A 17,039-nucleotide genomic window follows, 5' to 3' on the forward strand; every position below is an offset into this window, starting at 1 on the left:
CGGGTGTTAATGAGCGTGCGCGCTGTGCTGCACACGCGATTCGCGGTTGAGCGCGGCCACGTCGACGATCAGCGCGACGCTGCCATCGCCCAGAATGGTCGCGGCTGAAATGCCGTGCACCTTGCGATAATTGGTTTCGAGATTCTTCACGACCACTTGCTGCTGGCCGACGAGTTCGTCGATCAGCATGGCGAAGCGCCGGCCTTCGGTCTGCATGATGGTGACGATGCCTTGCGTGGGCTCGGTGCGCGCGTTCTCCACGTCGAACACGGCATGCAGCGCCACGAGCGGCAGATACTCACCGCGCACGCGCACCACGCGCTCGCCGTTGGCGACCGTGTAGATGTCTTCGGCCACCGGCTGAAGCGACTCCATCACGAAGTTGAGCGGCAGAATGAAGATCTCGCTGCCGACCTTCACCGACATGCCGTCGAGAATCGCGAGCGTGAGCGGCAGCACGATCTTGGTGGTCGTGCCCGCGCCTTCACGCGACTTGATTTCGACGTGGCCGCCCATCGACTGGATGTTGCGCTTGACCACGTCCATGCCCACGCCGCGGCCGGAAATGTCCGTCACCTGTTCGGCGGTCGAGAAGCCCGGCATGAAGATGAGCTGCCACACTTCCTCGTCGCTCATCGACTCGGAAACCTGCATGCCCTGCTTCTGCGCCTTCGCGAGAATCTTGTCGCGGCGCAGGCCCGCGCCGTCGTCGCTGACTTCGATCACGATGTTGCCGCCGTGATGCGCCGCCGACAACACGAGCTGGCCGGTCGTCGACTTGCCCGCCGCGCGACGCGCTTCCACGGTTTCGATGCCGTGATCGAGCGAGTTGCGCACGAGGTGCGTGAGCGGATCGATGATGCGTTCGATCAGGCTCTTGTCCAGTTCGGTCGCCTGACCGAACGTGACGAGTTCCACGTCCTTGCCGAGCTTGCCCGCGATATCGCGCACGAGCCGGGGGAAGCGGCTGAATACGTAATCCATCGGCATCATGCGGATGGACATGACGGCTTCTTGCAGATCGCGCGCGTTGCGCTCGAGCTGCGCCATGCCGTTGAAAAGACGGTCGTGCAATGCAGGATCGAACGTGCTCGTCGTTTCCGCGAGCATCGCCTGCGTGATGACCAGTTCGCCCACCAGGTTGATGAGCTGATCGACCTTCTCCACGCCGACGCGAATCGAGCTGCCTTCCGCCGATGCGGCCGCTGCCGGACGCGCCTTTTTATCGGCATCGTTCGTATTGGCGTTGGCCGGTTTCTGTGACGGTTGGGCGGCAGTCTCCGGGACCGCCGCCGTCGCCGCTTGTTGTTTTTGTTGCGCCGTGGATGCAGACGCGTCGAGCGCCTGCGATGCGTCCGGCTGTTGCTGTAGCGCGTGATGCGCCGCCGTTGCCGGCGGTACTTCGACGGATGCGGCCGGCGACTGCGCCGACTGATCCGCCGCATTGCCACGGCCGATTCCGATCTGCGATTCATCGATCACGAAGCAGCACACGGCCACGATGTCGTCGGCGCTCACGTCCGACTCGAGCCAAAGCACGAGTTCGGCGTCAGTCTTCTTTTCTCCGACGATACTTCCCAGGTTACCCAGCTCCTCGGTCAAAGTCGCCAGGTCCTTCTCGCCCACCCCCCGTAGCGTAATTTTCAGGTGGGGTCCTGCTTCCGCTGCCGATGCTGCCGCAGCGGTTCCTGCAATCGGTGCGCCGTCCGTGACTTCGAACGCGCCGTCCCACGTGCCGTCGTCCTCGATCGCTTCCGCAGCCTGCGCGATGACATGCGCGGGCGGAGCGTTCGGGCCTTCGTAGGCGGGTTCGTGTTGTTGCGCCTTCTCGATGACGGCGGCGGCTTCTTCTATCACCGGTGCCGCCGGCGCTTCCGGGTCTTCGTGCTTCAGACGCTCGAGCTTCGCGCAGATCGCCGCGGCCGCAGCCGCATCCGGCTCGGCGCTCGCGCGATACGCGGCGAGCTGGTCCGAGAGCACGTCCTTCGTCGCGAGGAAGGTATCGATCATGTCGCGGCGCAGAACGAGTTCGTTGTTGCGCGCGCGGTCCAGAAGCGATTCGAGGATGTGCGTCGTTTCCGTGAGCGCCGTGAAGCCGAAGGTCGCCGCGCCGCCCTTGATCGAATGCGCCGCGCGAAAGATCGCCGCGAGGTCTTCCGGATCGGGATTCGCAATGTCCAGAACGAGCAGCAGCTGCTCCATCTGCGCGAGCAGTTCGTCTGCTTCGTCGAAGAAGGTCTGATAGAACTGGGTAATGTCGAGTGTCATGCTTGAGTCACCGCAGAAATGCTGTTCAGTCGCGTTATTCGGTCGAGGTTTGCTTCGTCTTGCTCAGTGCTGCTCTTCGGGTTCCGACAGTGCAGCCACCAACTCGGTCAAGAGCTCGGGATCGAGCGGCTTCTGAATCCAGCCGGTCGCTCCCGCCGCGCGCGCCGCGTCCTTGAACGCTTCGCTGTCCTCGGTCGTCAGCACGAGCACCGGCGTTGCCTGGTAGGCGTGATTCACCCGCAACTCCGCGATCAAATCGAGCCCGCTCTTGCCGGGCATGTGCTGGTCCGTCAGGACGAGATCGAAACGCTCGGCGAGGGCCCATTCGAGCCCTTCGTTGCCGTCCGACGCGACGGTCACTTCGTAGCCCGCCGTCGTCAGCGTGGCGGAGAGAATCTGCCGCATGGCGGCGGAATCGTCGATTGCCAGAATGTTCTTGATCATGTGTGTCTCTTGCGGTCTTGCCGGGTTGACGGCTAAAACGTGTGGAGTCTTGAGAGTCTTTCGCGCGGATTTCGCTTTTATTGCGGTCGCGCTTGGAATACGGGCGCGAGTTTGTCCAGCACGGGAGCCGCGCCCGCCGCGTTGTCGAATGTCGCGGGCGGCGCGCCGTCGTCGCGCAACATGGCGCTCTCCGCGCGCCGGTTGAGCACGATGATGCTGATGCGCCGGTTTTCCGGGTCCATCGCGTCCTTGCGATTCAGGTTCTGCGTCGATGCAAGCCCGAGCACGCGCAGCACCTTCGCTTCGTCCATGCCGCCGTAGATCAGCTCGCGCCGCGACGCGTTCGCGCGGTCCGCCGATAGTTCCCAGTTGCTGTAGCCCTTGTCGCCGCCGGCGTACTTCACGGCATCCGTATGTCCTTGCACGACTATTCGATTGGGCACGTCGTTCAGCGTCTTGCCTATCTCGCGCAAAATGTCGCGCATGTACGGCTGCACGGAGTCGCTGGAGAGCGCGAACATGGGCCGCTTCTGGGTATCGACAATCTCGATGCGCAAGCCCTGCTGGGTCGAATCGATGCGTATCTGCTGCCTGAACTGGCGCAAGGTCGGGTTGGCCTCGACGGCCGACATGAGCTTCACCTGGAGGTCGTGCAGGCGCTCTTGCTCGCGGCGTTCGATCTCGCCTTCGGCTTGTCTCAACGCGGCTTCATCGGGTCTTGCCGACGAACGCACCGCGAACGGCGTATTGCCTTCGGTGGTGCGCACCGTGCCGGGCTCGGGACTCGACAGATCGCGCCCGCCGCCCATGATGATGCTGGAGTCCATGCCGACGGTCTTGCCGCCGACCATCGCGGCCTTGAGCGGCGTGTTGAAGTATTCGGCGATACCGCGTCGTTGCACCGGCGAAGTCGAACTCAGAAGCCACATGAGCAGGAAGAACGCCATCATCGCGGTCATGAAGTCCGCGTAGGCAAGCTTCCACGCGCCGCCGTGATGTCCCTTGCGGCCCGCGACGATACGCTTGATGAAAATTGGCCGGTCTTTGTCGGGTGAGCTCATGGCGTCGTTCCTCGCTTCACTTCGCGCGGACCCGGCGCACGTGTTCTTCCAGTTCGGAGAACGACGGGCGCTCGGTCGAGAACAGCACCTTGCGGCCGAACTCCACCGAGATGGCGGGCGCATAGCCGTTCAGACTCGCAAGGATCGTCACCTTGATGCACTGAAACATCTTGGTCTGCTCGGCCACGCGCTGCTCCGCCACGCCCGCGAGCGGGCCGATGAAGCCATACGAAAGCAGAATGCCGAGGAAGGTGCCGACGAGCGCCTGCGCGATCATCTCGCCGAGAATCGCGGGCGGCTGATCGGCGGAAGCCATCGTGTGCACGACGCCCATGACGGCCGCGACGATACCGAACGCGGGCATGGCGTCGCCCACTTTGTGCAGCGCTTGTGCGGGCGCTTCGCCTTCGGCGTGATGCGTCTCGATTTCCTCGTCCATGAGGCTTTCGATCTCGAACGCGTTCATGTTGCCGCCGACCATCAGCCGCAGATAATCCGTCAGGAATTCGACGATGTGCTCGTCCGCGAGAATCTTCGGGTACTGACCGAAGATCGGGCTTTTATGGGGATCGTCGATATCGCTTTCGAGGGTGAGCGTGCCTTCCTTGCGCGCCTTGGCGAGCAGGACGTAGAGCAGGCCCATCAGTTCCATGTACACATCCTTGTTGTACTTGGAGCCCTTGAACAGCGTGGGAATGACGCGCAGCGTCGACTTGATCGTCTTGATGCCGTTACCGAGGATGAATGCGCCGACACCCGCGCCCGCGATCATCAAGATTTCGACCGGTTGCACGAGCGCGCCAAGGTGGCCGCCTTCGAGCGCGTAACCGCCGAATACGGACAGCAATGTCACGAGCGTTCCAACGAAAATCAGCACAGTCGAGTCCTCAAGGTAGTTGCGGGATGACCGCCGTTATGTGGGTTTACGGCACGGCAAGGGAAAACTTTGGTGCATGACCGGGAGGTGAGGCAAACGCTAAAACCCGCGTGGCATGGGGCTCTGACGACATGCGGCGCAATGGCGCATGGCGCGCGGGGACGCTACGGTGCGAATGCCTTTTCGTGCGCGCAACGGCGGCGTATAGCTCTTCGCGATACGCCAGTTGTTCGTGGTAGAAGGCGAGTTGACCGCGAGACGTGCGTCGATCTGCCAGCGAGGCGGCTCACTGGGATGAATGGCCTGTCATGGGCCGCAGACGTATGCCGACCAACTTACGAGGTGTTGGCACGGCGGCCGCTCGTCTGATCGGTTCGTGCCGGCTGCGCGCCGTTGCGTTCGGTCAGCGCTGTGAGCGCGCAACGCAAACGCCGCCGTGATCAGCTCGAATCAACGCGCAGATCAGCCGGCTTCTATCGCCAATGCATCCGCGAGGAGGGTCGCGTCCGGCGCTGCGCTTTTGTCCTTTTCGTCGAGTGACGAAAGGATGGCGTGATCGTCGAAGCGAAAGCGGCACAGCAAATGGCTCGACGACGCCACCCTCACCGCCTGCGCGGGCGAAAGCGAAGCCAGTAACTGCGCCACGTCGTCCGAAAGCGCCAGCCGAGCCATGGCCGAAGCGCGGTCCGCAACCAATAGCTGCTGCGCCAGAAGCAAGTACGCGAGATTAAGCTCGCGAATCTCCGCGAGCGTGGTGGTTGTGCTGGCCGTCATCTTTTCCCCGAATCGATACCCGGCTCGTCAGGCCGTGCGGGAAACGTTTGCTCGGATCGCTCTGGATTGCGGCGATTCGGCCCCGCTCATGGTGTGGATTCGATTGTCGATGAGGCTTCGAGCGCGCGCCAATCGGATAAATCGACCGATTTATCGACGGAAAAGCCCGCGACGTCGTGTAAGAAAAATTCCTACGCGAAATAGTTGAACCGCTGTTTGAGCGAATCGGGAGCACCAAACTCAACTATCGGCAGGTTTTCATCCGACTTGAAATGCCCCGCGCACGAATCGCTCCGTGCCATGTGCAGAACCGGCCCATATGCCTTAGGCCCGATCCGTGCTACTTCAATGCCTCGCGGCAATGCCCTGCGTGCGTCGAATTCGTCTACGTCATTGATATCGATGCACTTTTTGACTTCGTAACAGCCGTTGTTTCGTGCTGTAACAAGGTTAAGCGTTTGAAAAATGAAGTGTAATGCCGCGCTCGATCCCGATAATGAGCAGTAAGGGATAACCCGGTTGAACAGTTTCTTGTCCGGGCCAGTCTCGGGCGGCGTCTTCTACACGAACGCGGCCCGCCCGAACGGCATGCGTCGAGCGCTCGACCGGAGCGTGACTGCAATGCCTTAAATAACAGGAGAGTCACGTTATGCGAATCGCACAAATTGCACCGTTGCACGAAGCAGTTCCCCCGAAGTTTTACGGCGGCACCGAGCGCGTCGTGTCGTATCTGACCGACGCACTCGTCGACCTCGGCCACGATGTAACTCTGTTCGCCAGCGGCGATTCGCAAACCAAGGCGACTCTCGATGCGGCCTGGCCGCGCGCGCTGCGCCTCGACCCGACCGTGCGCGACGCGCTCGCGCCGCACATGCTCCTGCTCGAAACCGTCCGCCGCCGCGCGCATGAATTCGACGTGCTGCACTTCCACCTCGACTACATGCCGTTCCCGCTGTTCACGCAGATGGACACGCCTTTCGTGACGACGCTGCACGGCCGTCTCGACCTGCCTGAACTCCAGCCGATCTTCAACACGTTCACGAAGGCGAACGTGATCTCGATCTCGGACAATCAACGCACGCCGCTGCCGCAAGCCAACTGGCTAAACACGGTCTATCACGGTCTGCCGGAAGATTTGCTCACGCCGCAGCCGCACAAGAAGCCGGAATACCTGGCGTTCCTCGGCCGTATCTGCCCGGAAAAGCGCGCCGATCTGGCCATCAAGATCGCGGCGCAAAGCGGTCTGCCACTGAAGATCGCCGCGAAAGTGGACAAGGTCGACCAGGAATATTTCAAGTCGACCATCGAGCCGCTCTTGTCGCAGGCGCATGTCGAGTTCATCGGCGAGATCAATGAAGCGCAGAAGCCGGAATTCTTGTCGGGCGCAAAGGCGCTGCTATTCCCGATCGACTGGAACGAGCCGTTTGGCCTCGTGATGATCGAAGCGATGGCATGCGGCACGCCGGTGATCGCGTTCAATCGCGGCTCGGTGCCGGAAGTGATCGATCATGGCGTGACCGGCTTTATCTGCGAAGACGTGCAAGGCGCAGTGGGCGCGCTGCATCGGATAGATGAGCTATCGCGCACGGAAATCCGCGCGCAGTTCGAGCGTCGTTTCAGCGCGAAGACCATGGCGCAAAATTACGTCGATAGCTACACGGCCATGCTTCAGGCGGCCAAGCGTCCGGTGCTTCGTCAGGTCGCAGTGGGCTAATACGCGGCGCGCCAGACCTTAGGTATCGTTTAAAAAACCGCCCGACAACGGGCGGTTTTTCATTTTGTGAGCCCAATTCAACCCGCTAAGGATATTCCGAAGATTCTGCCGTTATCGCGTGAATTGACTGCAAATCAACCATTTTTGACAGTTTTGCCAAAGAATCGCGCTTAAACTCCGCTGCGCAAGAGGAGTTGAGCTTTCTTGCATTTTGTCAACGGTTGTTCATATTTTTCACGAAGGCAGGATCATGCAATTGTCGAAGCGTCTCGGCGCTGAAATTTTCGGTACTTTCTGGCTTGTGCTGGGCGGTTGCGGAAGCGCCGTGCTTGCCGCGGCCTTTCCTCATGTCGGCATTGGCCTGGCTGGCGTTTCGCTGGCGTTCGGTCTCACCGTGCTCACCATGGCTTACGCCATCGGCCATGTGTCGGGTTGCCATCTGAACCCGGCGGTTAGCATCGGTCTCGCGGTTGCGGGCCGCTTTCCGGTACGCGATCTCGGTCCGTACATCATCGCTCAGGTGATCGGCGCGACGCTCGGCGCATGGGTTTTGTCGCTGATCGCCACGGGCAATCCCGACTTCAATCTGGTTGCCAGCGGCTTCGCGGCGAACGGTTTCGGCGAGCACTCGCCGGGCAACTATTCGATGCTCGCGGCACTGGTTTGCGAAGGCGTAATGACTTTCTTCTTCCTGTTCGTCATTCTCGGCGCCACCGATGACCGCGCACCGAAGGGTTTCGCGCCGATCGCCATCGGCCTGTGCCTCACGCTCATCCATTTGATCTCGATTCCCGTCACCAACACGTCGGTGAATCCGGCGCGTTCGACTGGCCCGGCATTGTTCGTCGGCGGCTGGGCACTCGACCAGTTGTGGCTGTTCTGGATCGCGCCGTTGGCCGGTGCAATCGTCGCGGGCGTGGTGTACCCGATCCTGACGAGCGAACGCAGAAAGGCACTGATCACTGCCTAAGTACGTTTGATCATGCTTCAAAGACGGGCGCCTCGTGCGCCCGTTTTGCTTTTCCAGCGCGAATTCTGTGCTCTTAGATTAAAGCGGCGAGACAAATGTAATGGACAATTACGAAGCATGCTTACTATCTTCGTTCGGCGCGCCGTTCCCTCGCTCGAAAGCTTTGCTGGACAAGGCTCCGGCTTGTTTTATCGTCTTTACGACGCGCTTTCATACCGTAACAACTCGTCGAGGCTTGTAAGACGCGCGGCGCTTACATTGGACTCATGCGACACGCGTCGCTCTAAAGGAGAACACCATGAAGCGCATCGTCACCCACATGCTCGTAGCTGCCGGCCTCGCGATCGGTGCGGTTGGAGCGGCTCAGGCCCACAGTGATCTTCACATCGGCGTTTCGCTCGGCGCACCCGCGTATGTGGCGCCGGCTCCGGTTTATGTGCGCCCGGCGCCGGTGTATGGCGGACCTTATTATCGTCATGAGGAACCGCGCTGGCATGGCAACTACGGTTACGACAATGGCCGATGGAATCGTGCCGGCTGGCATGACAACGGCAATCACAATGGCTGGGGACGTCGCGGATAAGAATGATGGCGCAGTCGGCTGCGGCTGCCGGAACTGCAGTGGCCGGAGCTGCGGTGGCGGTCGCGGTGGCATTTACGGGGCAGTCGCAGTCGCACTTACGGTGGCGTTCGCCTTCGCAGTTGCGATGGCACTCGCGGTCGCCGTTGCCCGTCACAGTTGCGTTGGCAGTTGGAGTCGCAGTCGCAGTCGCACTTACGGTGGCAGTCGCCTTCGCAGTTGCGATGGCACTCGCGGTCGCCGTTGCCCGTCACAGTTGCGTTGGCAGTTGGAGTCGCAGTCGCACTTACGGTGGCAGTCGCCTTCGCAGTTGCGATGGCACTCGCGGTCGCCGTTGCCTTCGCAGTTGCGTTGGCAGTTGGAGTCGCAGTCGCACTTACGGTGGCGGTTGCCTTCGCAGTTGCGATGGCACTCGCGGTCGCCGTTGCCTCCGCAGTTGCGATGGCAGTTGGAGTCACAGCACGAGCCACCGCCGCCCCGCACGCTCCATCAATAGGTCAGGCACCCGCAATTTCGTCGCGAATCCCGAAAAGCTTGCGCAACTGATGCGCGACACCCGCCTCGAAATTGTTGCCAATACGCGGTACGTCCGGCAGCCGCTTGATGAGATCGGGATTCGCGTTGTTCATCATGAACGGATGCCCTGCCGTTTCGAGCAGATCGATGTCGTTCATGTTGTCGCCAAACGCGACGCATTGCGCGGGATCGATATCCAGTCGCTGCAAAACGTAGCGCAGCGCGCGTCCCTTCGACACATCCGAGGTCATCACCTCAAGACAGTCCGGCAGCGAATAAGTGACGTACAGCGAGTCGCCGAATTCGCGCTCCAGATTTGCCGCTGTCTCTTTCAGATCGGCCGGCTCGCCGATATACAGCACCTTCGCGATGTTCTCGCCGTCGTGCTCGCGCAGATCCATCACCTCGTACTTGAAGCCCGAATCCTGATGGAAAACGAGCAATTGCGGCGCGTGGCGGTCGATCAGCCACGCGTCGTCGGCGAAGAGGTTGACGATCACGCGCCCATTGCCGCCCGCAAGATCCGGTTGCACCAGACGGCGAACGGCGGCGGGATCGAGATCGCGCGAGTAGATGCGTTCGTCGCCGGGCGCGTGCACGCGTGCGCCGTTCGACGTGATCAGATAGGCGTCGACCCCGAGCACATCGCGAATACCCGCGACGTCGCGATAATGCCGCCCCGTCGCGATCACGATAGGCACGCCGCGCGACGCGAGCGTGCGAACGGTGGTCGCGGTGAAGGGGTCGAGCTGGTGGTTGCTATTGAGAAGCGTGCCGTCGAGATCGGTTGCAATGGCCGAGTACATGAACTGCCCTGTGTGAGCGGATCGAAGCTGCCGCGAAGCGGGCTATTTTATCGCGCCGGACGATGCGCACGTCTCGCCAGTTCCAACGCGCCAGCGGCCGAATCGGCGCGCGGGGATCGCACGCGTTCGCGCAAGGCGGCAGGCACGAACGGCTCGTAAAGCGCGGCTAGTCCGCCGCACAACGCAACAGGCAGCTTGCCCGCGGGATCGAGCGCGCCGACGAGCGTCTCGATCTCCCGTGCGGCCTGCGCGAGCAAACGCGCCGCCGCCGGATGATCGCGGAACTCGAAGACGAGCGGCGCGAGCGTGGCGTAAACCGTCTGATTGGCGGCGCAGAGCCACACGACAAGGCTGTCGCGATCGCTTGCGCCGGTGCGTTCGAGCAGTGCGCGCGACCAGCCGTCGGCATCCGCGCGACCGTCGAGAACGCGCTGAAGATGCACGACCGCGCGCAGGCCGAGCCACGCGCCGCTGGCTTCGTCGCCGCTCGGAAAGCCATAACCGCCGGCGATCCGGCATACACCGGCTTCATCGAGCGATGCCGCGATGCTGCCCGTACCGAGCGCGACGATCACGCCCGCGTCGCCTCCGTGCGCGCCCAGAACCGTGGTGTAGGCGTCGCTCTCGACGCTCAACGCGCGCACGCGTGGCGCGTGAGCAAGAAAGCCCGCGAGCCAGTCTGCGTTATTGACGCCAGCCAGACCGCAGCCGAGCGAGCACGCGTTCCAGTCGAACGGCAGACCGGCGCTTTCGAAGGCGCGCCGGCAAGCATCGCCGATAGCCTGCCACGCGCGCTCCACGCCGAGCGCGAGCGCCGAGGGACCGCCGCTCACGCGCGCGAGTTCGGCGCCGACAGCATCGGCAAGAATCACGCGCGTGCCGCTGCCGCCGCCGTCGATGCCCAGCAGAAAGCCGTCGGAAGAAATAAGAGTCGAGGTAGTCATGGCCGCAAGCTTACCGGTGCTGGCGGCGCGCGCCAATTGGCCGAATGGCCGAGGTGGCGGAAAGCGGCCCTTCGGCTATCCTGACGCGATCCGAAAACCGAGAAACGCAATGGCCGATACCGACGCAACCCGCTGCTCCTGGGCGACCGCCACGACGGACGCAATGGTCCACTATCACGACACCGAATGGGGCGTGCCCTCCCGCGACGATCGTCACCTCTTCGAAATGCTGGTGCTCGAAGGCGCGCAGGCCGGGCTTTCGTGGTCGACCATTCTCAACAAACGGGAGGGCTACCGCGCGCTGTTCGCGGACTTCGATATCGAGAAAGTCGCGCGCTTCACTGCGAAGGACATCGAGCGGATCGTCGGCGACGCGCGCGTGGTGCGTAACCGCATGAAGATCGAATCGGCGGTGCTCAATGCGCGCGCGGTCCAGCAAATTCAGGCGGAGCACGGGTCGTTCGCCAGCTTCGTGTGGTCGTTCGTCGGCGACGCGCCGATCGACACGCCCCGGAGCGCGGTCAATCCAACACCAGCATCGACGCCCGAGTCGGACGAACTCAGCCGCGCGCTCAAGAAGTACGGCTGCAAGTTCATCGGCACGACCATTTGCTATGCGTTCATGCAGGCGACCGGCATGGTCAACGACCACGTGGCGACGTGTCAGGCGCGGCAAAAAATCAAGACAAAACGGAAAGCGCCCGCCAAGACCAAGCAATGAGCCCAGTCCGATATGGAAAATCTTTGCTTTTTGGCAACATGCCTGAGTGCAAAAACTACGTATAAGGGAAGATCCTTATAGCTGACGTTTTTTTGCAGTGAAGCAGCGCGAAAACCTTTCTGGATAAGGGTTTCCGATGCTTCTTCCGCACTGCACGAACGTGCGGTTCATGTAAAAATGGCGTCCTCGCGTGCGCCACCGCACCTTTTTACCGAGCCGAACCGTTATAACTGTCGGTAAGCGGATCGTTCAAGGAATCAAGAATCCGACGCGAGCATAAGGACGCTATGAGACCCAGGCGTCCAGGCCGGGAAAACCATCATGCTCGAAGCAGTACCCGGACAGCAGTCGCAACAACGCCGCTGTTCCGGTGCCGCAAGTGCAGGTTGCTCGAACTACTCAACGCTTGGCCGCTGCGCAGGGGCGCAGGGGAGAATGAATATGAAAAGCCTTAACTTCCTGACACATCAGGACATTTTCAACCGCGCAGTCCAGCATCTTCTCGTGCAAGGACAAGCCGCATTGCTGCCACACGGCGGCGGCGCGTATCGCGGATACTGCGGCGGCTGCCCGATCGGCAGCTTCATTCAGCCGCGCGACTACATCACGGCGATGGAAGGCATTCCCATTCGCTACATCGCGAAGGCGCCTGAAGTGGTGCCGGCGTATATGGATGTAGGCGTCGCGGGTCTCAAGCGTGCGCTCTTGCGCGCGCGTATCAACGTGTTCGATCCCAACACCGTCGAGTTGCTCTCCTGCCTGCAGAACGTGCATGACGTTTTCGGCAAATGGGAATGGCGCGAGCGTCTTGCTTCGATCGCGCGCCAGTTCGGTCTGTCGGCCGAGCTCCTGAAAACGGCTGCATAAGCGCTTCGGGTGTCGAGATGTTGAGCCCAATCACGATGTTGAGTCCAAAGGACATCTACCAACGCGTCAGCCGGCATTTGCTGGAGCAAGGCGCGGTATCGGAAGATGACAACGGTTCCTGCCGCCTGCGCAGCGCGAACGGGCGCAAGTGCGCAATCGGTTCGCTGGTGCGCGACGAGCATTACGACCCGGCGCTCGAAGGCGTGGGAATTTCGTACTACCGGCACGCGCACGACGGCAAGCTATTGCGCGCGCTGTATGCGTCGAATGTGAATGCGTACGATCCGAACGTGATCGATCTATTGATGGAGCTGGAGCAAATTCACGACGACTCGAGCGTCGAGGAATGGCCACATCGGCTCGCGGTACTCGGCAAGCGTCACGCGTTCGTCTAAAGACCGGCGGTAGAAAGCAAAACGGCGGTGCGCCCTTACGGGTCGCACCGCCGTTTGCCTTTGCCGAACCAGATTCGCACCCGGCCCGAGGCGAAGACGCTTAGTGCATCTTCTTCGGCAGCATCTGGCTGCGCAGGCGCTTGCGCAGACGCGAAACGGCTGCTGCCTTCTTGCGCTTGCGCGCGGTGGTCGGCTTTTCGTACGACTGGCGCTCGCGGAGTTCCGCGATCAGGCCATTCTTTTCGATCGTGCGACGGAAACGCCGAATCGCGACATCAAACGGCTCGTTTTCTTTAAGGGTAATGGTGGTCATGTAAATCCTGTTTCGCTAAACGTATTTCTAACTGCACGACGGACAAACCCGCCGCGCGCCGGCACTCCGATCGTCCACCCAACACGGCGGACACGAGCAAAGCGGCCACGGAGGCCGGAAAAGAGAGAGAGTTGAGATTCAGTTGCGCGCTCGCTGGAAAGACGTGAACGCGCATTTGGAGCCGTCTGCTGCACATTGAGCATTTTCACGCTCGACGGCAAGGGCAAAAATCGGACACATTTCTCGATTCGGGCGCGATGTTACCAGAACCTCGCGCCCGTGCCAACACCCCGGTTCACTGCAAGCCTTTGATGCAGCGGAATTATTTTTGCCAGGCGCTGGCTTCGTCGAGCGCTTTGACATCTTCCGGCGTGAGTTGCAGGCGCGTGGCTTCCGCAAGGCTTTCCAGTTGCTGCACGGACGTCGCGCTGGCGATAGGCGCGGTCACGCTCGGGCGCGCGATGATCCACGCAAGCGCGACCGTCGCGGGCGCCGTGTCATTGCGTTTGGCGACTTCGACGAGCGCATCGACAATTTTCAAACCGCGGTCGTTCAGATACTTCTCCACACGCGAGCCGCGCGCCTTTTCCTGCGTGTCTTCCTTCGAGCGATACTTACCCGACAGAAAGCCGCTTGCAAGACTGAAGTACGTCGCCACGGCGAGCTTGTTGGCATCGACGACCGGTTCGAGATCCGTCTCGTAGGCTTCGCGATCGTAGAGGTTGTATTCCGGCTGAAGGATTTCGTATGCGGGCAGTCCCGACTCCTTCGAGATCTTCAGCGCCTCTTCCACCCGCGCGCCCGAATAGTTCGACGCGCCGATCACGCGCACCTTGCCTGCGGCGATGAGCTTTTGATAAGCGCCGAGCGTTTCTTCGAGCGGCGTGTTTTCGTCGTCGCGATGCGAGTAGTACACGTCGATGTAATCGGTCTTCAGGCGCCGCAGCGAGTCGTCCACCGCCGCCGCGATATTCGCCGCCGAAAGCCCCGAGCGCGTGCTCAGCATGCCGACCTTGGTCGCCAGCACGATCTTGTCGCGCTTGCCGCTTTCCTTGAACCACTTGCCGATGATCGTCTCCGACTCGCCGCCCTGGTGCCCGTCGATCCAAGCGGAGTAAACGTCGGCGGTATCGACGAAATTGAGGCCGTGATCAACGAACGCGTCGAGGATGGAGAACGACGTGCGCTCGTCCGCGGTCCAGCCGAACACGTTGCCGCCGAAAGAAAGCGGCGCGACTTTGAGATCCGATTTGCCGATGGTGCGTGTCTGCATGTGTGCTCCGGATGCTTGATGGGTACGGATCGAAAAGGATACGCGGGAACGCGCCCGTGCGCTCGGCGCGCTTTTCGGTGCCTCGCGCAAAAGCGCCGAACTGAGCGGTTTTTCCCCGCCAGTTCCGCCCTTCGGCTCAAGGTGGACGGCTCGATAATCCGTGCAACGCTACCGAAATGCCGAGACCATGAACACCTTCGAAGCACTGGACCAAACGCCCGCACACGTCGCGACGAACGCCGACCAGCAGTTCGAGGCCGATCTCGCCGATGTGCTGCAAGCCGCGATCCTGCAGCATCAGACGCTCAACCTGCACGAGGCCGAGAAGCTCTATCTCCTCGTTCTGGACGCGCGGCCGCAACACGCCGACGCCAACTTCAACCTCGGCATGCTGATGGCGCAGCGCGGTCAATACGAGGCAGCCGTGCCGTTCTTCGAAACCGCGATCGGCACGGACCCGACGCAGCATATCTATTGGGCTACGTATATCGACGTGCTGACGCGCAGCGGTCAGGTCGCGGCGGCGAATATCGTGTTCGAAGTCGCAGTCGCGCAAGGCATGAGCGGGCCGGCAATCGAGAAACTGGCCGCCGAACTGCGCGATGCGACAAAGTCGCGCGAAGGCATCACGGCGCCAAACGGCCGCACGACGCCGACGCCGCAGGAAGTACAGCAGTTGCATGCGCACTTCAATGGCGGGCGACTCGAAGAAGCCGTGGCGCTCGCGAAGACCCTGACGCAGCGCTTCCCCACTTTTCTGCTGGGATGGGAAGTCATGGGCGTGGCCCAGGTTCGCCTGATGGACCTGCAGTCGGCCATTCCCTCGCTACGCCGTTATCTGCAATTGAAGCCGGATGGAATCGACGTTCGCCGAATCCTGGCCGACTCCCTGCGCCTCTTCGACAAGTTCTTCGAAGCGGAAGCCGAATGCCGGCGCATGATCGAGCAGGACCCGAACTATCCGGAAGCGCACCGCATTCTCGGCGTGACGCTGCGCTCGCTGATGCGCCTCGACGACGCGCAAGCTGCTTGCCGTCGCGCCGTGGAACTCGCGCCGTTGTCGGCGAAAGCGCACGAAACGCTCGGCGTGGTGCTGATGGACCAGACGCGATTCGACGACGCGGAGAAGCATTCGCGTCGCGCGATCGAACTCGATCCAACTTGCGACAGCGCGCACGAGAACCTGTTGTTCTGCTTGTCGCACAAGGAAGAAATCGACCGGAAGGCGTACTTCGAGCAGCATCTGTACTTCGCCGAGCAATGCGCGAAGCCGCTGCAATCGACGTGGAAGAAGCATCGGAACCAGCCGGACCCGAACCGCTGCATTCGCGTGGGCTTCGTCTCGGGCGACTACAACCAGCATCCGGTGGCTGTCTTCATCGAGCCGGTGTTCCGCTATCTCGTAAACGATCCCAGCGTCACGGTGCACGCGTACTACAACCGCTCGGTGACCGACGAGGTCACGCGCACGCTGCGCGATATCGTGCCGCGCTGGCACGACGTCTCGGGTTATAGCGATGCCGCGCTCGCCGACAAGATTCGCGCGGACGGCATCGACGTGCTGATCGATCTTTCGGGGCACACGGCCTATAACCGCCTGCTGACTTTCGCGCGCAAACCCGCGCCGATCCAGGCGACGTGGATGGGCTATCTCGGCACGACCGGCATGACCGCGATGGATTACTACATCGGCGATCGCCACTATGTGCCTGAAGAACAGATCGACGGTCAGTTCGTCGAAAAGCTGGCTTATCTGCCGGCGTATGCGCCTTTCAAGCCCTCGGAACATGCGCCGGCGCTCAACGCGTTGCCCGCGCTCACCAACGGCCACATCACTTTCGGCAGCTTCAACCGCTTCAACAAACTGCGTCCGCGCACCATCGCGCTGTGGTCGGAACTGCTGCGCGCGGTGCCGGATGCGCGCATGTTGATCGCAGGCGTGCCGCGCGACAACAGCCACACGATTCTGATCGATTGGTTCGAGAAGGAAGGAATCGATGTGAGCCGGCTCGAGTTTCGTCAGCGCTCGTCGCTCGTGCGCTATCTCGCGCATCACCTCGACGCCGATATCGCGCTCGACACGTTCCCTTACGCGGGCGGCGTCACCACCATGCAGGCGCTGTGGATGGGCGTGCCCACGCTCACCTTACCCGGCGAACTGATCGCGAGCCGAGGCAGCACGTCGGTGCTTTCCAACACGGGCCTCGGTGACTTCGTGGCTCGCGACCGCGCGGACTTCGTCGCGAAGGGCATCGAGTGGGCGGGCCGGGTCGAAGAACTCGCGCAGATCCGCGCCGGCATGCGCGAGCGCTGCCTGCAATCGCCGGGCTTCCAGCCCGACACGGTGGCCCGCGCGCTCTCCGCCAGCATGCGCCAGATGTGGCAGCGCTGGTGCGCCGGCAAGGCTGCGGCCACGTTCGACGTCTGAAGCGAATTTTTTAACGAAAGAAGTCGCTCCGTCTGCCGTTAAAGCTCTCAGACGGGGCATTCAAAAACCGCGAGCATCGGCAGCAGAG

General features: G+C 61.8%; 16 protein-coding genes. 7 read left to right on the forward strand and 9 right to left on the reverse strand.

From position 1 onward, the window contains the following. Nucleotides 1–6: 6 nt before the first annotated feature. From cheA to flhD, 5 genes are all read right to left on the reverse strand, one after another. On the reverse strand, nt 7–2,268 hold the full coding sequence (gene cheA / locus ACYQ47_RS20295; RefSeq protein WP_250462705.1) for a chemotaxis protein CheA: 2,262 nt from the start codon (nt 2,266–2,268) through the stop codon (nt 7–9). 63 nt (nt 2,269–2,331) lie between these two features. Then, nucleotides 2,332–2,712: a response regulator gene (locus ACYQ47_RS20300; RefSeq protein WP_244826814.1), complete on the reverse strand. Its 381-nt coding sequence runs from the start codon at nt 2,710–2,712 to the stop codon at nt 2,332–2,334. 77 nt (nt 2,713–2,789) lie between these two features. Then, nucleotides 2,790–3,773, reverse strand: coding sequence for a flagellar motor protein MotB (motB, locus tag ACYQ47_RS20305; protein WP_244826813.1), 984 nt, complete (start codon nt 3,771–3,773; stop codon nt 2,790–2,792). Between the two features lie 16 nt (nt 3,774–3,789). After that, nucleotides 3,790–4,650, reverse strand: a complete 861-nt coding sequence (gene motA, locus ACYQ47_RS20310; protein WP_244826812.1) for a flagellar motor stator protein MotA — start codon at nt 4,648–4,650, stop codon at nt 3,790–3,792. Nucleotides 4,651–5,112: 462 nt separating this feature from the next. Further along, nucleotides 5,113–5,424, reverse strand: a complete 312-nt coding sequence (gene flhD, locus ACYQ47_RS20315; protein WP_250508485.1) for a flagellar transcriptional regulator FlhD — start codon at nt 5,422–5,424, stop codon at nt 5,113–5,115. 649 nt (nt 5,425–6,073) lie between these two features. Between flhD and ACYQ47_RS20320 the strand changes: the two genes are divergently transcribed. The 3 genes from ACYQ47_RS20320 (at nt 6,074) to ACYQ47_RS20330 (ending at nt 8,691) form a co-directional block, all read left to right on the forward strand. Continuing rightward, the gene (locus tag ACYQ47_RS20320) at nt 6,074–7,138 is read left to right on the forward strand and encodes a glycosyltransferase family 4 protein (RefSeq protein ID WP_244826810.1); all 1,065 of its coding nucleotides are present in this window, start codon (nt 6,074–6,076) and stop codon (nt 7,136–7,138) included. A 250-nt stretch (nt 7,139–7,388) separates the two neighbouring features. Continuing rightward, entirely contained in the window at nt 7,389–8,108 is a 720-nt protein-coding gene (gene aqpZ, locus ACYQ47_RS20325) for an aquaporin Z (protein ID WP_244826809.1), read from the forward strand. A gap of 298 nt (nt 8,109–8,406) precedes the next feature. Further along, the gene (locus ACYQ47_RS20330) at nt 8,407–8,691 is read left to right on the forward strand and encodes a PXPV repeat protein (protein WP_459906585.1); all 285 of its coding nucleotides are present in this window, start codon (nt 8,407–8,409) and stop codon (nt 8,689–8,691) included. A gap of 494 nt (nt 8,692–9,185) precedes the next feature. Here the strand turns inward: ACYQ47_RS20330 and ACYQ47_RS20335 are convergent, their stop codons facing one another. Together ACYQ47_RS20335 and ACYQ47_RS20340 are read right to left on the reverse strand one after the other, a co-directional pair. After that, on the reverse strand, nt 9,186–10,010 hold the full coding sequence (locus ACYQ47_RS20335) for a Cof-type HAD-IIB family hydrolase (protein WP_250525299.1): 825 nt from the start codon (nt 10,008–10,010) through the stop codon (nt 9,186–9,188). Between the two features lie 47 nt (nt 10,011–10,057). Next, nucleotides 10,058–10,954: a glucosamine kinase nucleotide-binding domain-containing protein gene (locus ACYQ47_RS20340; protein ID WP_459906586.1), complete on the reverse strand. Its 897-nt coding sequence runs from the start codon at nt 10,952–10,954 to the stop codon at nt 10,058–10,060. Nucleotides 10,955–11,063: 109 nt separating this feature from the next. Between ACYQ47_RS20340 and ACYQ47_RS20345 the strand changes: the two genes are divergently transcribed. The 3 genes from ACYQ47_RS20345 to ACYQ47_RS20355 all read left to right on the forward strand — a co-directional run bounded on the left by ACYQ47_RS20345 (nt 11,064) and on the right by ACYQ47_RS20355 (nt 12,937). Beyond that, nucleotides 11,064–11,675, forward strand: coding sequence for a DNA-3-methyladenine glycosylase I (locus tag ACYQ47_RS20345; protein ID WP_244826805.1), 612 nt, complete (start codon nt 11,064–11,066; stop codon nt 11,673–11,675). Nucleotides 11,676–12,116: 441 nt separating this feature from the next. Then, nucleotides 12,117–12,542, forward strand: a complete 426-nt coding sequence (locus tag ACYQ47_RS20350) for a hypothetical protein (protein WP_244826804.1) — start codon at nt 12,117–12,119, stop codon at nt 12,540–12,542. A gap of 17 nt (nt 12,543–12,559) precedes the next feature. Then, complete coding sequence (locus ACYQ47_RS20355) at nt 12,560–12,937, forward strand: phospholipase D-like domain-containing protein (RefSeq protein ID WP_244826803.1); 378 nt, start codon at nt 12,560–12,562, stop codon at nt 12,935–12,937. 100 nt (nt 12,938–13,037) lie between these two features. Here the strand turns inward: ACYQ47_RS20355 and rpsU are convergent, their stop codons facing one another. Both rpsU and ACYQ47_RS20365 read right to left on the reverse strand, forming a co-directional pair. Continuing rightward, the gene (gene rpsU, locus ACYQ47_RS20360; protein WP_244826802.1) at nt 13,038–13,250 is read right to left on the reverse strand and encodes a 30S ribosomal protein S21; all 213 of its coding nucleotides are present in this window, start codon (nt 13,248–13,250) and stop codon (nt 13,038–13,040) included. Between the two features lie 322 nt (nt 13,251–13,572). Continuing rightward, nucleotides 13,573–14,523 (reverse strand): aldo/keto reductase, encoded by a 951-nt coding sequence (locus ACYQ47_RS20365; RefSeq protein WP_244826801.1) that lies wholly within the window; start codon nt 14,521–14,523, stop codon nt 13,573–13,575. 187 nt (nt 14,524–14,710) lie between these two features. On the opposite strand from ACYQ47_RS20365, the gene ACYQ47_RS20370 reads away from it, so the two are divergent. Beyond that, nucleotides 14,711–16,951, forward strand: a complete 2,241-nt coding sequence (locus ACYQ47_RS20370) for a tetratricopeptide repeat protein (RefSeq protein WP_244826800.1) — start codon at nt 14,711–14,713, stop codon at nt 16,949–16,951. The last annotated feature ends 88 nt before the right edge of the window (nt 16,952–17,039 follow it).

The organism is Caballeronia sp. HLA56 (assembly GCF_054655155.1).

Coding starts and splice junctions, on each gene's coding strand:
- ACYQ47_RS20345 (WP_244826805.1), top strand. CDS start 11,064: ATGGCCGATACCGACGCAACCCGCTGCTCCTGGGCGACCGCCACGACG.
- ACYQ47_RS20355 (WP_244826803.1), top strand. CDS start 12,560: ATGTTGAGCCCAATCACGATGTTGAGTCCAAAGGACATCTACCAACGC.
- ACYQ47_RS20365 (WP_244826801.1), bottom strand. CDS start 14,523: ATGCAGACACGCACCATCGGCAAATCGGATCTCAAAGTCGCGCCGCTT.
- motB (WP_244826813.1), bottom strand. CDS start 3,773: ATGAGCTCACCCGACAAAGACCGGCCAATTTTCATCAAGCGTATCGTC.
- ACYQ47_RS20340 (WP_459906586.1), bottom strand. CDS start 10,954: ATGACTACCTCGACTCTTATTTCTTCCGACGGCTTTCTGCTGGGCATC.
- rpsU (WP_244826802.1), bottom strand. CDS start 13,250: ATGACCACCATTACCCTTAAAGAAAACGAGCCGTTTGATGTCGCGATT.
- flhD (WP_250508485.1), bottom strand. CDS start 5,424: ATGACGGCCAGCACAACCACCACGCTCGCGGAGATTCGCGAGCTTAAT.
- ACYQ47_RS20300 (WP_244826814.1), bottom strand. CDS start 2,712: ATGATCAAGAACATTCTGGCAATCGACGATTCCGCCGCCATGCGGCAG.
- cheA (WP_250462705.1), bottom strand. CDS start 2,268: ATGACACTCGACATTACCCAGTTCTATCAGACCTTCTTCGACGAAGCA.
- ACYQ47_RS20370 (WP_244826800.1), top strand. CDS start 14,711: ATGAACACCTTCGAAGCACTGGACCAAACGCCCGCACACGTCGCGACG.
- ACYQ47_RS20320 (WP_244826810.1), top strand. CDS start 6,074: ATGCGAATCGCACAAATTGCACCGTTGCACGAAGCAGTTCCCCCGAAG.
- aqpZ (WP_244826809.1), top strand. CDS start 7,389: ATGCAATTGTCGAAGCGTCTCGGCGCTGAAATTTTCGGTACTTTCTGG.
- ACYQ47_RS20330 (WP_459906585.1), top strand. CDS start 8,407: ATGAAGCGCATCGTCACCCACATGCTCGTAGCTGCCGGCCTCGCGATC.
- ACYQ47_RS20350 (WP_244826804.1), top strand. CDS start 12,117: ATGAAAAGCCTTAACTTCCTGACACATCAGGACATTTTCAACCGCGCA.
- ACYQ47_RS20335 (WP_250525299.1), bottom strand. CDS start 10,010: ATGTACTCGGCCATTGCAACCGATCTCGACGGCACGCTTCTCAATAGC.